Origin of the sequence: Delftia acidovorans SPH-1, assembly GCF_000018665.1 — a bacterium.
In the GTDB taxonomy this organism is placed as follows: Bacteria; Pseudomonadota; Gammaproteobacteria; order Burkholderiales; family Burkholderiaceae_C; genus Comamonas; species Comamonas acidovorans.
Window position 1 is genome coordinate 3,107,294 of sequence record NC_010002.1, and the last position, 13,678, is coordinate 3,120,971.

General features: G+C 68.0%; 16 protein-coding genes. 6 read left to right on the forward strand and 10 right to left on the reverse strand.

Going from position 1 to position 13,678, the window contains the following annotated elements; genetic code table 11:
- Nucleotides 1–197: 197 nt before the first annotated feature.
- Both DACI_RS14195 and DACI_RS14200 read right to left on the reverse strand, forming a co-directional pair.
- Nucleotides 198–1,625 (reverse strand): M20 family metallopeptidase, encoded by a 1,428-nt coding sequence (locus tag DACI_RS14195; protein WP_012204680.1) that lies wholly within the window; start codon nucleotides 1,623–1,625, stop codon nucleotides 198–200.
- Nucleotides 1,622–2,650, reverse strand: a complete 1,029-nt coding sequence (locus DACI_RS14200) for a tripartite tricarboxylate transporter substrate binding protein BugE (RefSeq protein ID WP_012204681.1) — start codon at nucleotides 2,648–2,650, stop codon at nucleotides 1,622–1,624. Before DACI_RS14200 ends, DACI_RS14195 begins: the two co-directional genes overlap by 4 nt.
- Before the next feature lie 190 nt (nucleotides 2,651–2,840).
- Between DACI_RS14200 and DACI_RS14205 the strand changes: the two genes are divergently transcribed.
- Both DACI_RS14205 and DACI_RS14210 read left to right on the forward strand, forming a co-directional pair.
- A complete protein-coding gene (locus DACI_RS14205; protein WP_012204682.1) occupies nucleotides 2,841–3,830 on the forward strand; it encodes a LysR family transcriptional regulator in 990 nt (329 codons plus the stop codon).
- Nucleotides 3,831–3,946: 116 nt separating this feature from the next.
- On the forward strand, nucleotides 3,947–4,495 hold the full coding sequence (locus tag DACI_RS14210; protein ID WP_012204683.1) for a DUF2721 domain-containing protein: 549 nt from the start codon (nucleotides 3,947–3,949) through the stop codon (nucleotides 4,493–4,495).
- A gap of 49 nt (nucleotides 4,496–4,544) precedes the next feature.
- On the opposite strand, the gene DACI_RS14215 is transcribed toward DACI_RS14210, so the two are convergent.
- Nucleotides 4,545–5,450, reverse strand: a complete 906-nt coding sequence (locus DACI_RS14215) for an HTH-type transcriptional regulator ArgP (RefSeq protein WP_012204684.1) — start codon at nucleotides 5,448–5,450, stop codon at nucleotides 4,545–4,547.
- A gap of 70 nt (nucleotides 5,451–5,520) precedes the next feature.
- On the opposite strand from DACI_RS14215, the gene DACI_RS14220 reads away from it, so the two are divergent.
- Nucleotides 5,521–6,171: a LysE/ArgO family amino acid transporter gene (locus DACI_RS14220; RefSeq protein WP_012204685.1), complete on the forward strand. Its 651-nt coding sequence runs from the start codon at nucleotides 5,521–5,523 to the stop codon at nucleotides 6,169–6,171.
- A 9-nt stretch (nucleotides 6,172–6,180) separates the two neighbouring features.
- Here DACI_RS14220 and DACI_RS14225 read toward each other — a convergent pair whose 3' ends face one another.
- Together DACI_RS14225 and DACI_RS14230 are read right to left on the reverse strand one after the other, a co-directional pair.
- Nucleotides 6,181–6,492, reverse strand: a complete 312-nt coding sequence (locus DACI_RS14225) for a hypothetical protein (protein WP_012204686.1) — start codon at nucleotides 6,490–6,492, stop codon at nucleotides 6,181–6,183.
- 30 nt (nucleotides 6,493–6,522) lie between these two features.
- Nucleotides 6,523–7,020: an Lrp/AsnC family transcriptional regulator gene (locus DACI_RS14230; RefSeq protein ID WP_013803176.1), complete on the reverse strand. Its 498-nt coding sequence runs from the start codon at nucleotides 7,018–7,020 to the stop codon at nucleotides 6,523–6,525.
- 107 nt (nucleotides 7,021–7,127) lie between these two features.
- On the opposite strand from DACI_RS14230, the gene DACI_RS14235 reads away from it, so the two are divergent.
- Nucleotides 7,128–8,030 (forward strand): EamA family transporter, encoded by a 903-nt coding sequence (locus tag DACI_RS14235; protein ID WP_012204688.1) that lies wholly within the window; start codon nucleotides 7,128–7,130, stop codon nucleotides 8,028–8,030.
- 97 nt (nucleotides 8,031–8,127) lie between these two features.
- Here the strand turns inward: DACI_RS14235 and DACI_RS14240 are convergent, their stop codons facing one another.
- Nucleotides 8,128–8,913: a MetQ/NlpA family ABC transporter substrate-binding protein gene (locus DACI_RS14240; RefSeq protein ID WP_012204689.1), complete on the reverse strand. Its 786-nt coding sequence runs from the start codon at nucleotides 8,911–8,913 to the stop codon at nucleotides 8,128–8,130.
- 196 nt (nucleotides 8,914–9,109) lie between these two features.
- Between DACI_RS14240 and DACI_RS14245 the strand changes: the two genes are divergently transcribed.
- Entirely contained in the window at nucleotides 9,110–9,328 is a 219-nt protein-coding gene (locus tag DACI_RS14245) for a DUF3820 family protein (RefSeq protein WP_034391884.1), read from the forward strand.
- A 38-nt stretch (nucleotides 9,329–9,366) separates the two neighbouring features.
- On the opposite strand, the gene DACI_RS14250 is transcribed toward DACI_RS14245, so the two are convergent.
- Nucleotides 9,367–10,707 (reverse strand): aminotransferase-like domain-containing protein, encoded by a 1,341-nt coding sequence (locus DACI_RS14250; RefSeq protein ID WP_012204691.1) that lies wholly within the window; start codon nucleotides 10,705–10,707, stop codon nucleotides 9,367–9,369.
- A gap of 102 nt (nucleotides 10,708–10,809) precedes the next feature.
- Between DACI_RS14250 and DACI_RS14255 the strand changes: the two genes are divergently transcribed.
- Complete coding sequence (locus DACI_RS14255) at nucleotides 10,810–11,295, forward strand: PaaI family thioesterase (RefSeq protein ID WP_012204692.1); 486 nt, start codon at nucleotides 10,810–10,812, stop codon at nucleotides 11,293–11,295.
- A 64-nt stretch (nucleotides 11,296–11,359) separates the two neighbouring features.
- Here DACI_RS14255 and DACI_RS14260 read toward each other — a convergent pair whose 3' ends face one another.
- The 3 genes from DACI_RS14260 to DACI_RS14270 all read right to left on the reverse strand — a co-directional run bounded on the left by DACI_RS14260 (nucleotide 11,360) and on the right by DACI_RS14270 (nucleotide 13,665).
- Nucleotides 11,360–11,899 carry a hypothetical protein gene (locus tag DACI_RS14260; protein ID WP_043781475.1) on the reverse strand — a complete coding sequence of 180 codons (540 nt, stop codon included), beginning with the start codon at nucleotides 11,897–11,899 and terminating at the stop codon, nucleotides 11,360–11,362.
- A 307-nt stretch (nucleotides 11,900–12,206) separates the two neighbouring features.
- Nucleotides 12,207–12,920, reverse strand: a complete 714-nt coding sequence (gene serB, locus DACI_RS14265; RefSeq protein WP_012204694.1) for a phosphoserine phosphatase SerB — start codon at nucleotides 12,918–12,920, stop codon at nucleotides 12,207–12,209.
- A 79-nt stretch (nucleotides 12,921–12,999) separates the two neighbouring features.
- Complete coding sequence (locus DACI_RS14270) at nucleotides 13,000–13,665, reverse strand: hypothetical protein (RefSeq protein WP_012204695.1); 666 nt, start codon at nucleotides 13,663–13,665, stop codon at nucleotides 13,000–13,002.
- Nucleotides 13,666–13,678: the final 13 nt, after the last annotated feature.

Here is a 13,678-nt window from a genome sequence, read left to right on the forward strand (position 1 = left end):
GTCCTCCTGTGGTTTGTTGGTATCGGTGGGGTCCCGATCCAACTATCGCCGTGGCCTGGCGCGGAGGGCTTGTGATGGGTCAACGCGGCGGCGGGGTGGGTTTGCGGCAGCGCAAAGGGGCAAGCCCCGGCAAGCCCGGGCAAGCCCGGGAACTGGGCATGGGGTAGGAGTCGATCATCCAGGGCGAGCCAAGCCCATCACCCCCGCATGAACGGCAAGGGCACCTCCGCAGGAATCGGGCACGCATAGGGTCGGCCGCCGCGGCGCTCAAGCAGCTCCGCCTTGGCCTGGGCAATGCGTTCGGGCTGCTCCAGCAAGGCGATGGCCGTGGCCGCCAGCACCTGGGCGGCGCGCACCATGCCTGCGTGGGCCAGGCCGGACTGGCCTTGCGAGACCATCTGCCAGGAGTGCAGCGGCGTGCCGAAGGCGTAGCAGGCCACCCAGGCCTGGACGGTGGGCGTGATCCAGCTCACATCGGCCACGTCGGTGGAGCCGAACAGGGTGTCCTCCACGGCAGGATCGTAGGGCGCCAGGCCTTCGAACACGGCTGGCACCTTGCCGCGCAGCACGCTGGCCAGCGGGCGGCTGACCTGGTCCACGTCGTTGCTGTCCAGCGTGGCCTGGAAGTCTCCGGCCAGGCGATGCTGGCCGGGGTCCACGCGCAGCGGGCCCAGGGCCTGCATCTGCGCATACATCACCTGGTTCAGCGTGCGGTTCTGCAGCAGGTTGGAGCAGGCTTTGTCAAAGACGATCTCCAGCCGGCAGTCCGTCATCAGCGCGGCGCCGCGCGCCACGTTCTGCACGCGCTCGTACAGCGCGGCCGCCTCGTGGTTGCGTGCGGCCCGCACCAGGTACAGCACCTCGGCGCGCGCCTGCACCACGTTGGGCGACAGGCCGCCCGAGTCGGTGATGGCGTAGTGCACCCGCGCATCGGTGGGCATGTGCTCGCGCAGGTAGTTCACGCCCACGTTCATCAGCTCCACGGCGTCGAGCGCGCTGCGGCCCAGGTGCGGGGAATGCGCGGCATGCGAGGCCTTGCCGTGGAAGATGAATTTCGCCTGGATGTTGGCCAGCGTGCTCTGGCTGAACACGCCGGTGAAGCTGGCCGGGTGCCAGGTCAGCGCCGCGTCCACATCGTCGAAGACCCCGGCGCGCGCCATGAAGGTCTTGCCCGATCCGCCTTCCTCGGCCGGGCAGCCGTAGTAGCGCACGCGTGCCTTGGCGCCGCTGCGGCGCAGGTGCTCCTGCAGCGCAACGGCCGCGAAATGCGCCGAGGTGCCCAGCAGATGGTGGCCGCAGCCGTGGCCCGCCAGGCCCGGGCTGTCGGTGGAAGGCGTGCAGACCAGGGCGCCGCTTTGCTGGTTCAGGCCCGACAGCGCGTCGTACTCGCCCAGGAAGGCCAGCACCGGGCCCTCGTCGCCCCATTCGGCCAGGAAGGCCGTGGGAATGCCGGCCACGCCGCGCGTGATGCGAAACCCGGCCTGCTCCAGCGCATCGATGTGCAGCCGGGCAGAAGCGGTTTCTGCATAGCGCAGCTCGGCCAGGGACCAGATGCTGTCGGCCAGGGCCGCCATGCGCGGGGACTGCTGCTGGAAGAAGTCCTGGAGATGCTCGACCGCGCTCATTCCGGCTTCACTCCTGCCTTGTCCAGCAGCGCCTTGTTGCGCTGCAGTTCGCTGGCGATCTGGGCGGGGAAGCGGCTCTGGTCCATCTCGGTGACCGAGGCGCCCAGCAGCTTCAGGTGCTTTTGCACCTCGGGCAGGCGCACGGCCTTCACCGACGCATCCTGCAACTGCCGGACGATGGCCGGTGGCGTGCCGGCCGGCACGACCAGCCCGAACCAGCTGATGCCCAGTTCGTTGAGCTGCGCGTAGCCCAGCTCCTTGAAGGTGGGCACATCGGGCAGGTCGGGCGAGCGGCTGTCGCCCGACAGCGCCACGGGGATCAGCTTGCCGCCCTTGATCTGGGGCATGGCCGAAGGCAGCTGGTCGGTCATCACCTGCACCATGCCGGCCAGCGCATCGTTGAGCGCCGGCCCGTTGCCGCGGTAGGGCACGATCTGCACCTGGGTCTTCATGGTCTCGTTGAAGGACGCCACCATCAGATGGCCCAGCGTGCCCAGGCCCGGCACGCCCGCGCTGTAGGCGCCGGGCTGGGCGCGCAGCTTGGCCAGAAAGCCCGGGAAATCCTTGACGCCCATCTTGGGGTGGACCATGTAGACCGACGGCATGGTCACCAGATTGGCCACGGGCAAAAGCCTGCCCTCCAGCTTGGCGGCGCGCGTGTACAGCGAGGGATTGATGGTGGCCGTGCTCACCGTGGCCATGCCGATGGTGTAGCCGTCAGGCGCGGCCTGGGCAATGCTTTCGGTGCCGATCAGGCCGCCAGCGCCGGCCTTGTTGTCCACCACCACGGGCTGGCCCAGCGTGCTGCGCAGACCCTCTGCGATCACGCGCGCAACGATGTCGGTGGAGCCGCCTGCTGCAAACGGCACGATGAGCTTGACCGGCTTGTTCGGATAGGCGTCGGCCGCATGGGCCGTGGAGATTGTGTGGGCCAGGGTGAGGCCGCACAACACGGCGGCAAGACCGGACGTGCCCAGCGAGAGCACGGTGCGCCGCGGCAGCTGAAAGAGGGGTTTGGCTTGCATGGCATGGGTTCCATCAACGGTGAAGGAGCCGCAGGCCTGGGCCGCGCCGGCTCCCGATGCAGGCGACTATAGAAATCCTGCCGCCCGCGTGGGCCACGGTATTTGTGCCAAGCTATAAGCCGTTCCGATAGCTTGCCCTGCGCCGCCTGTGGCGCGCCAGGGCCTGCCTGGGGAAAACACTGAGACTCCCATGAGCAATGACTTCGATGACCGCGACGGCCTGGACGATGCGGCCACGCCCCAGGGGCGGCTGCTGTATTCGCGCCTGACCAAGCATGTGCGCCTGCGCCAGCTGCAACTGCTGGTGGCGCTGCAGCAATGCGGCTCGGTGGTGCAGGCCGCCGCCACGCTGCACATGAGCCAGTCGGCCGCCACCCAGGCGCTGGCCGAGATGGAGCGCGTGCTCGACATCCGCCTGTTCGAGCGCCATGCGCGCGGCATACGCCCCACGCTGGCCGGCCAGACCCTGGTGGACACGGTGCGCGGCGTGCTGGCCGCGCTGGAGGAGGTGGCGGAATCGCTGGCTGCCATTCGCCGGGGCGCGGCGGCCGCGCTGCGCCTGGGCGCCATTCCGGCGGCAGCCCTGGCCATTCTTTCGCCCCTGCTGGCGCGGTTCTATGCCGAGCATCCCGAGGTGCATGTCGATGTGCACGAAGACGCCAGCACCCGGCTGCTGTCCCAGCTGCTGGGCGGCGGGCTGGACGCGGTGTTCTGCCGCGAGCCGGCGCTGCTGCCTGGCCCCTTCGCCTTCGAGCCGCTGCTGGCCGACACGGCCGTGGTGGTGGCCGCACGCTCGCATGCACTGGCCGGGCGCCGTGACGTGCCGCTGCAGGCGTTGACCGGCGCGCGCTGGGTGCTGCCCACGGCCAACATCGCCGTGCGCGGGATTTTCGAGGCCGAGGTGCTCCAGGCGCTGCCCGATGCGCCCTGGTTTCCCGTCTCCACCGTTTCTCTGCCGATACTGGAGGGCCTGTTGAGCCAGCCCGGCGCCGTGGCCCTGGTGCCGCTGAGCATTGCGCCGGGCCTGCAGACCCATGCGCGCGTGTGCCGGCTCGATGTGCGGCTGACGGGCAGGTTGGCGCCGCTGGGCGTGGTCTGCCGGCGCGACCAGGCGCCGGCCCTGCTGACCGAGATGCTGTCGCTGTGCCGGCAGATGCTGCCAGCGCCACCGGCCCGCTGAATGCCAAAAGCTGGCGACATGGCTTCTTGCCGCCCCCGCTTGCGGCCACAATACTGTCCGCGCGAAAACACGGCAGCATGGCCGCACCAGACAACAGAAAGCACGCAGAGGACCGCATGATCAATTGGTCGCTAGACGCCGATACCGTCACCCACAGCATCCAGCTGGCGCTGGCGCCGGTGTTCTTCCTGACGGCCGTGGCCGGCATGATCGGCGCCGTGGCCGGGCGGCTGGCCCGCATCATCGACCGCGCGCGCAAGCTGGAAGAACTGCTGCGCAACCCGCAGGAAGAGGACTTCATCGCGCGCAGCCTCACGGAACTGCACTTTCTGCGCAAGCGCGGCCGGCTGGCCAATGTCTGCATAGGGCTGCTGACCGTCTGCGGCTTTTGCATCGGCCTGACCATTGCCCTGCTGTTCCTGGGCGAGGCCTACGGCATCAACGGCCATGGCTATGCGGTGCTGGGCTTTCTGTTCGGCGTGCTGATGTTTCTCTCGGCCCTGGCCTGCTTTCTCTGGGAAACCATCATGGCCACCAGCCTGCTGGACTTCCACACCCTGACCCGCGTGCGCGCGGCCGTGCGCACCATACAGCGGCCGGAACGCAACGACCAGGCCCAGGCTGAGCCGTCCGCCCCGGCAGACGACACCGGCCGCCAGCCCTGAGCCGGGCGCGGATGGCGCCGCCATCGCCGTCGCCATCGCCGCAGCCCATTCACTCCATCGGGTCCAGGCAGGCCGCCGCGGCCTGGATCACGCAGTCCGTCAGCCGCTGCAGGCTGGCCTGCGCGTTGCGCGCATGGGCCCAGTACATGGGAATGTCCAGGTCGTTGCCGGGCAGCAGCTCCACCAGGCTGCCTTCGGCCAGTTGCGCGCCGATCATCAGTGGAGGGTGCATGCCCCAGCCCATCCCCAGCTCGCAGGCCCGCGTATAGCCCTGGTTGGAGGGAAGAAAGTGGCGCGGCGTGTTGCGCCGCCCCTCTGCGCCCAGGCGTTGCAGCCACTGGTCCTGCAGGCTGTCCTTGCGGCCGTAGCTCATCATGGGCGTGCGCGCCATGGCCTCGGGCGTGATGCCGTCCTTCAGGTAGCGGCGGATGAAGTCGGGGCTGGCCGCCGCCACGTAGCGCATGCGGCCCAGCGGCCAGGTATTGCAGCCGGGAATGGCCGAGGAAGTGGCCGTGACGGCGGCCAGCACCTCGCCCTCGCGGATGCGCTTGGCCGTGTGGTCCTGGTCGTCGATGCTGATGTCCAGCAGCTCGTTGCCGTCGCGCGTGAAGGCGGACATGGCATCCATGAACCAGGTGGACAGCGAGTCGGCATTGACGGCCAGCTTGAGCGTGGGCAGGGCGGTCTGCCCCTCGGGGACCAGCTCCGGGTTCTTGCGGCGCAGATCGTTTTCGAGCAGGGCCACCTGCTCCAGGTGCAGGCACAGCCTGCGGCCCGCATCGGTGCCCGAGCAGGGCTGGCCGCGCAGTACCAGCACCTGGCCCACACGCTCCTCCAGCAGCTTGATGCGCTGGGAAACGGCCGAGGGCGTGACATGCAGCTTGCGCGCCGCGCGCTCGAAGCTGCCTTCGCGCACCACGGCCGCCAGGGCTTCGAGTCCGGCGTAGTCGAGCATTTAGATATTCTTCATTTGGTTGAGTAAATGTAATTTTACTTAACCATTTGCCGGCCAGACAATCCCGGCCATGTGGACTGCAAATGTTTCTTCTTCCTGGCTGGCGGGCTTCACGGTCTGCCTGTCTCTCATCGTCTCCATCGGCGCCCAGAACCTCTATGTGCTGCGCCAGGCCGTGCAAGGCCAGCATGTGCGCGCCTGCGTGGCCTGGTGCGTGGTGAGCGACGTGGTGCTCATCGGCCTGGGCGTGGCGGGCATGGCCCGGCTGCTGGGCGACAACCCCGACCTGGCCCGCTACCTGACGCTGGGCGGCGCCCTGTTCCTGCTGGCCTATGGACTGATCGCGCTGTGGCGCATGGCCATGGCGCCCGATGCGCAACTGGCGGCATCGGGTGGGCAACTGGCCCCGCGTGGCCTGCTGGGCGTGGTCTCCACGCTGGCCGTGATCACCCTGTTCAACCCCCATGTCTATCTGGACACGGTGCTGCTCATGGGCTCCATCGGCGCGCGCCAGGAAGGCGTGCTCAAGTGGGTCTATGTGGTGGGCGCCGCATCGGCCAGCCTGTCGTGGTTCGTGGCGCTGGCCTTTGCGGGCCGCCGCATGAAGCGCCTGTTCGAGAAGCCGCAGGCCTGGCGCGTTCTCGATGGCCTCACGGGCGTGATGATGCTGGCGCTGGCCTGGTGGGTGGCTGGCAGCGCGTTGGCACCGGCAGTTGGCTGACGGCGCAGATCAGTCTGCGGCCGGGGCTTGCTCGCCGGGCGCCCAGGTGCCCACGGCCTCGATGAGGTTCCAGCTGTTGCATTCGATGCAGTAGTGGCCCGTGGCGCCGGTCTTCTGGCTGGTCGCTTCGATGACGACCTTGTGGCCATGGCGCTGGGCCTCGGACAAGGGCTGGATCTTGTCGTAGTTGTATTGCTCGGCCAGGTCGCCTCGGAAGGAAATGGTGATGCGGTCGCGCTTGGGATAGTAGTCACGCTCGTACTTGTCGAGGGTGCGTGTGGCGACGAGGCGGGCCATGCTGTCCGGTGAAGGTGCGCTCAAAGCAGTCTCCTGGTGTTTGTCTAGGCTGTGTCAACTTGTTTCATTGTCGGGCTTGTGTTCTGCCATCGGCAACTGCAGCCCGGTCTTGATGCGTTCCAGAGCGATCGAGGTGGTGTAGCGCCGGATGTTGTCGTCTCCGGAGAACAGCCGCGCCGCCAGCGCCTGGTACTCCTGCATATCGGCAGCCGTGACGATCAATGAATAGTCGGCTTCCCCGGTCACGTAGTAGCACTGCTGCACGGCGGGCTCGCGCGCCACGCGCGCGCGAAAGGCCAGGGACAGGTCCGGGCGCTCGTTGGCCAGCTGCACGTTGATGAGCACGGTGAGCGGACGCCCCGTGCGCACGGGATCGACCACGGCCACGTTGGCCGTGATCACGCCCAGCTCCTGCAGGCGCCGTATGCGCCGCTGCACGGCCGGTGCCGAAAGGTGGACCTGCTCGGCAATGAGGCGCTGCGGCGTGAGGTTGTCGCGCTGGAGCACGTCGAGGATGGCGCGGTCAAAAGTATCGAGTGCGATGGCGGGCATGGGGAGAAGCAGAAAACGGGGGCGAGGCGGTCGGAAAGAGCGAATATTGCGCGAAGAGGCACCAAAACGAGCCTTTTGCATCGCTGGCCTGCAATATCGTACGGGCCATGACAACAAACACCACATGGAACCGCGCCTGGCCCCTGCTGGCCGTGCTGGGCTCGGTCACGGCACTGGGCGTGGGCACTTCTCTGGCCAAGCAGCTTTTTCCGGTGCTGGGCGCCCAGGGCACTTCGGCATTGCGCGTGGGCTTTGCCGCGCTGATCCTGGTGGCCATCTGGCGGCCCTGGCGCTGGACGCTGGCCCGCCCCCAGGCGTGGGCGCTGCTGCGTTTCGGCGTGGCGCTGGGCGCCATGAACCTGCTGTTCTACATGGCGCTGCGCACCATTCCCTTTGGACTGGCCGTGGCCATCGAATTCTCCGGCCCGCTGGCCGTGGCCATCTACCACTCGCGCCGGCCGGTGGACTTTGTCTGGCTGGCGCTGGCCGTGGCGGGGCTGGCCCTGATTTTGCCGATAGGGGGCGTCGGCGCGGGCGGATTGGTGCTGGAGCCCGTGGGCATTGCCTGCGCCGTGGGCGCTGCCATCTGCTGGGCGCTGTACATCCTGCTGGGGCAGCGCCTGGGCAGCATTCCCGGCGGCCAGGCCGTGTCGCTGGGCCTGGTGTTCGCCGCCATGGTGGTGGTGCCCTTCGGCGTGGCCGAGGCGGGGGCCAAGCTGCTGCAGCCGTCCATCCTGGCCTTCGGCCTGGTGGTGGCGGCCATCTCCAGCGCCTTGCCCTATACGCTGGAGATGATGGCCCTGCGCCGCCTGCCGCCGGCCACCTTCGGCATTGCCCTGGCCACGGAGCCTGCGATTGCCGCCCTCATGGGCATGCTGCTGCTGCATGAGCACCTGGTGGGCACCCAGTGGCTGGCTATCGCCTGCATCATGGGCGCGGCCATGGGCAGCGCCATCACGCGGCCCGCTGCGGCAGCCAAGGCGCCGGCCGAGGTGACGCCTGCGGGTTGAGTGGCGATACCAGGGAAGGGGAATGAAGAAAGCGCTGCCGAGGCAGCGCTTTTTTTGCGGGGACAGGATGCAGCCGAGCAGCTGCATTCCCTGCGCCTCAGAACGCAGGAACGACAGCGCCCTTGTACTTCTCGAGGATGAACTTCTTCACGTCGGGCGTGTGCAGCGCGTTCATCAGCTTGGCGATGTTGGGATCGTTGGCACGGTCCTGGCGCGAGACCACGATGTTGGTGTAGGGCGAATCGGCACCTTCGATGAACAGCGCATCCTTGGTGGGATTGAGCTTGGCCTCGATGGCGTAGTTGGTGTTGATCAGGGCCAGGTCCACGTCAGCCAGCGCGCGTGGCAGCAGCGGGGCTTCGAGTTCCTTGAACTTGAGCTTCTTGGGGTTCTTGGCCACGTCCAGCGGCGTGGGGGTCAGGCTCTTGGGGTCCTTGAGCTCGATCAGGCCCTGCTTGGCCAGCAGGATCAGGGCGCGGCCGCCGTTGGAGGGGTCGTTCGGGATGGCGATGGTGGCGCCGTCCTTCAGATCCTTCACGTTCTTGATCTTCTGCGAGTAACCGCCGAAGGGCTCCACGTGGACCTTGCCATTGGGCACGGCCACCAGCGAGGTCTTGCGGTCCTTGTTGTAGCTGTCCAGGTAGGGCTGGTGCTGGAAGAAGTTCACGTCCAGCTGCTTGTCCTCGACGGCCGCATTGGGCTGCACGTAGTCGCTGAATTCCTTGATCTGCAGGTCGATGCCCTGGGCCTTGAGGGCCGGCTTCACATGGTTGAGGATTTCTGCATGGGGCACGGCGGTGGCGCCGACCTTGAGCACGTCGGCGGCCTGGGCCGTCAGGGCCAGCGTGGCAATCGCGATTGCGGAGAGGGCTTTCTTCAACATGACCGGAGGACTTTCTTCAACGGGTTGCAAAAACGCCGCAGGCCCGGTGGAGTGGTTCTGTATCGGGCGGTACGGCAGGCAGGCGCATAGTCTAGTGCGGCGCCAGCGGCCGCAATGAACAATTTTGCTATTTGGTTATAAGGCTGTGGCTTTTTATGCAGATTCTTGCGATGCCGCAGCGCGTACCATCGCCGCCATGGACTCCGAAATGCTGCAAAAGCTGGTGCTGGTGCACATGCCCTATGGCAAGTACAAGGGCCGGCTGATCGCCGACCTGCCCGGCAACTATCTGAACTGGTTCGCACGCGAAGGCTTCCCCAAGGGAGAGCTGGGCCAGTTGCTGGCGCTGATGCAGGAGCTGGACCACAACGGCCTGTCGCACCTGCTGCAGCCGCTGCGCGCCGGGCCGCGCTGAAGCGCAAGGCCGCTGAACCGGGCCCTGGCCCGGCAGGCTCAGGGGGGAAAGCCTTCCACGGTATCCCGCAACTGAACGAGTACGGCCTCCAGTTGCGGCAGAGGCACCGAACCCAGTCCCAGGCGCAGCGCATGCGGGGCATGGGGTGTCGTTGCGTAGGCGTGGGCCTGCGATACGGCGATGCCGCACTGGGCCAGCGCCGTGGCCACCCGGTCCATTCGCAGCTCCCCGGGCAGGCGCAGCCAGAGGAAGAGCGAGCAGGGGTGGGCCAGCATCTGCATTCCTGCCAGCGCCTTGCGCGCAATCGCCTGCCGGCGCCGCGCCTCCTGCCGCATGCGTTGTTCCTGCTGCCGCACGGAGCCGCTGGCCATCCAGCGCGTGGCCATGGCCGTGACCAGGCCCGGCATGCTCCAGTGGCTGGCGCGCACCACGGCCTTGACGCGGCCTGCCCATGCCTGGGGCACCACCATGAAGCCGAAGCGCAACCCGCTGGCCACGCTTTTCGAGAGGCTGGAGACGTGAATGCAGCGCTCTGGCGCCAGCGTTGCGAGGGCTGCGGGCGCCTTGCCTGCAAGAAAGGCATAGGCAGCATCCTCGATCAGCAGGCAATCGTGGCGCCTTGCGATCTCCACCAGGCGCTGGCGCTGCGCCAGCGGCATCACCCATCCCAGGGGGTTGTGCAGCGTGGGCATGGCATGGATGGCGCGTATGCGCCGGCGTGCGCACAGCCGCTCCAATGCATCGAGGTCGGGACCCTCGTCAAGGGCAGGGACCGGCTGGAGGTCCAGGTCCTGGAGCTCGGCCAGCATCCTGAAGCCCGGGTAGGTCAGCGCATCCACGGCCACCGCATCGCCGGGCCGCAGCAGCGCACGCACGGCAACGTCCAGTCCTTGCTGCGCGCCGTTGACCAGGAAGATGCGTTCCGGCTCGGCAGCCAGGCCGCGTTCGCGGGCAAGGAAGTCGGCCACGATGCGCCGCTCGTGCAGCCGGCCGCCGGGCGGCTGCTGGTGCATGAGCGCAGCCAGGTCGCCCGAAGCAGCCAGTTCGCGCAGCATGGAGCGCAACAGCCCGGCCTGTCCGGGCCAGGTGGGATGGTTGAAGGACAGGTCGGCCGTGTCCGAACTCAGGCGGGATTCGTCGCCGCCATCCCATTCGCGCTGCTGCGGCCGATCCCGCACAAAGGTGCCGCGCCCGGTTTCACCGATGACCAGGCCGAGGGAGGCCAGCCGCGCATACACCTTGCTGGCGGACGCCACGGCCATGCCATGGCGGGCCGCGAGGTCGCGGTGCGTGGGCATCAGCGTGCCGGGCGCGAGCAGGCCGGCGCGGATGTCTTCGGCCAGCCGTTCAGTCAGCAGAGCAACGCGAGAGGCAGCCATGGAGTGTAGCTAGGACAATTTTTTGATTGTTCCAGTCTAGGTCATCACACTGGCGAGACGGGCATTCCCGGGCCTTGCCCTCCCTCTCCAGACAGGAAATCCATGCATCTTCCCAGCACTTATCTCCCCGTGCTCGACTATCTGCAGCGGCAGATCGAAGGGCGGCTTGCCGCAGACGAGGCCACGCACATGCGCTATCCGACCGCGATCTCGCAGATGCTGGGGTTTCGCATAGTGGCCGTCGGCGAAGCCATGGCCGTCGTGGAGTTCGACGCCGATGCGCAGCGCCATGGCAACCAGCAGGGCACGGTCCATGGCGGAATGCTGTGCGAACTGGCCGATGCTGCCATAGGCACGGCGCATTCCACTTTGATGGAGCCAGGCCAGAGTTTCACCAGCATCGACCTGAAGGCGGCCTTCCTGCGCCCGGTCTGGCGTTCCAGGCTGTGCGCGCGGGCGTGGGCCGAGCACCGTGGACGCACGATCAGCCACTACCGCTGTGAAATCGAGCGTGATGATGGCAAGACCGTTGCGAGCATTGCCAGCGCCGTGATGACGCTGCGTGGAGAGCATGCGCAAGGCCGTTGAAGCAGCCGCTGGACAAAAAAAGAAAGGCCGCGACAGGCGCGGCCTTTTGCAAGGAGCAGGCGGTTTACTTGGCCGCGGCGCGGGCGGCTTCTGCCTTGGCCTTGGCTTCGTCGGCCTTGCGCTGCAGCTCGGCTGCCTCGGTTTCAGCGGCCTTGGCCTTGGCTTCGGCTTCCTTGGCGGCTGCATCCTTTTCAGGGGTCATGGCGCCGGCCAGCGCATTGCCGGCCATGGAGCCGGCAACGGCGCCCACGGCGGCGGCGCCCAGCGTGCCCATCATGCCCGGGCCTGCAGCACCTGCAGTGGCAGGTGTCGCTGCCGGAGCGGCGGCTGCGGCGGGCGCGGCCGGTGCGGCGGGGGTGGCGGGGGTGGCAGGAGCTGCAGGGCTGGCAGGCGTTGCCGCCTTGCTGGCGGTGGGGGCCGCAGGCGCTGCGGGCTGAGCGGGGGCCTTGCCGATCGACGCCGGGCGCACGGACTTGCCGCCGCTGCCCATGCGCTTGGCCTGGGCCAGCGTGGGCACGGTCAGCGATGCAATGGCCAGGGCGATCACGGAGGCAGTGGCGCGGAACGAAGTCTTCACGGAGTTTTTTCCAATCATGGTGGTCATGTACACGGTCGGCGCAGGCGGGCCCGCGCCGGTCGGCGCGCCACAGGCTGCCCGTATGCGGGCAGGCCTGCGGCCTTGTGTGTCACATGGGGATGGGGGAGGGGATTCCAAGCACCGGCGCGCGGATGCGCCGGCGTGCAGCCTGCTGTTGTAGGTGGGCCACCCGGCGCTGGGGCGGTGGCCTATGGGGCTGCGTGAAGCATTGTAGAAAAGACTGGGGCTTGCCGGAAAAGCAAGCCCACAGAACATTCTCAGCTATTGATTGCGGAGCGGCACAGCGGCCTGCGCGCGCCGCTGCCGCCCGTTTTCAGCGCAGGACTTCCAGCAGGCGGTCCAGGCCGCCTTCGGTGATGGAGACCTTGGCTTCGTTGCGCACGCGCGGCTTGGCGTGGTAGGCCACGGACAGGCCTGCGACCTGCATCATGGGAATGTCGTTGCTGCCGTCGCCCACGGCGATGCACTGGTCGGGGCGAATGCCCAGCAGCGAGGCGACTTCCAGCAGCGTGCGGCGCTTTTCGGCGCCGTCGCAGATGTCGCCCCAGGGCTGCTCGATCAGGCCGCCGGTCAGCGCGCCGTCACGCATCTCCAGCACGTTGGCTCGCACGAAGTCGATGCCCAGCATGCCGCGCACATGTTCGGCAAAGTAGGTGAAGCCGCCCGAGACCAGCAGCACCTTCAGGCCCGCAGCCTGGGCTGCGCGCACCAGGGTTTCGGCGCCCGGGGAGAGCTTCAGGCGCTCGGCCAGCACGCGGGCCATGTCGGCCTCGGTCACGCCGACGAGCTTGCCCACGCGCTGGCGCAGGCTGTCCTTGAAGTCGGTGATCTCGCCGCGCATGGTGGCTTCGGTGATGGCCGAGACCTCGGCCTTCTTGCCGGTGGCGTCGGCGATCTCGTCGATGCACTCGATGGTGATCAGCGTCGAGTCCATGTCGAACGCGATGAGCTTGTAGTCGGCCAGCTTCAGCGGAGGCTGGATGCCGCGGATCAGCAGTCCGGGCGCGAATTCGGTGACATCGGTCATGGGTGGGGCAGCAAAAAGGGGACGGGCCGCCGGGCTGGCGGGAAACAGGCGCAGATCATATCCAGTGGCGGGCCCGCCGTCAGGCTGCGGGCGGCTGGCGCAGGTAGATGGCGTCCGACCAGGTGGCCAGCCATTGGGGGCGAAACACCACGAAGATGGCGGTGACCATGCCGGTGACCACGGCATCGCCCCAGGCCATGAGCCAGCGCGCGATGCGCGACAGATCCTCGTTGACGCCGGGCAGGGCGTGGCCCGCCGCCTGGGCCAGCAGGGCCGAGATGAAAACGCACAGCACCGTGCCCGCAAAGCCGCGCGCCAGGATGTAGACAAAGATCTGGTGCGGCAGCCAGCGCCGCAGCGCCGCGCCCCAGAGCATGGCCAGCGTGGCGGGCACGATGCCCTGCCAGACCGAGATGCCCAGCGCATCGCCCCAGCCCAGGGCCGGCGACAGCAGGGCGGCCAGCCCGCCCACGATGAGCAGCAGCGGCACGGCCAGAGGCCAGCCCAGCATGAGCACCACCAGCGGCGCCGAGGACCACTGCAATTGCAGCGGCATGCGGTGCAGCGTGGGCAGGGCCCAGATCCAGGGCAGCAGCACGAGCACGCCCAGCAGCGGCGTGACCAGGGGCGAGGCCATGCGGTCCTGCGGGCCGCCCGGAGCCGGGCGGCCGGCCAGCATGCGCCAGGGGCGCAGCCACAGCGCGGTGGCCAGGGCCAGCAGGGCGATGCTCGCTTCGAGGAACATGGCTGGAACGACG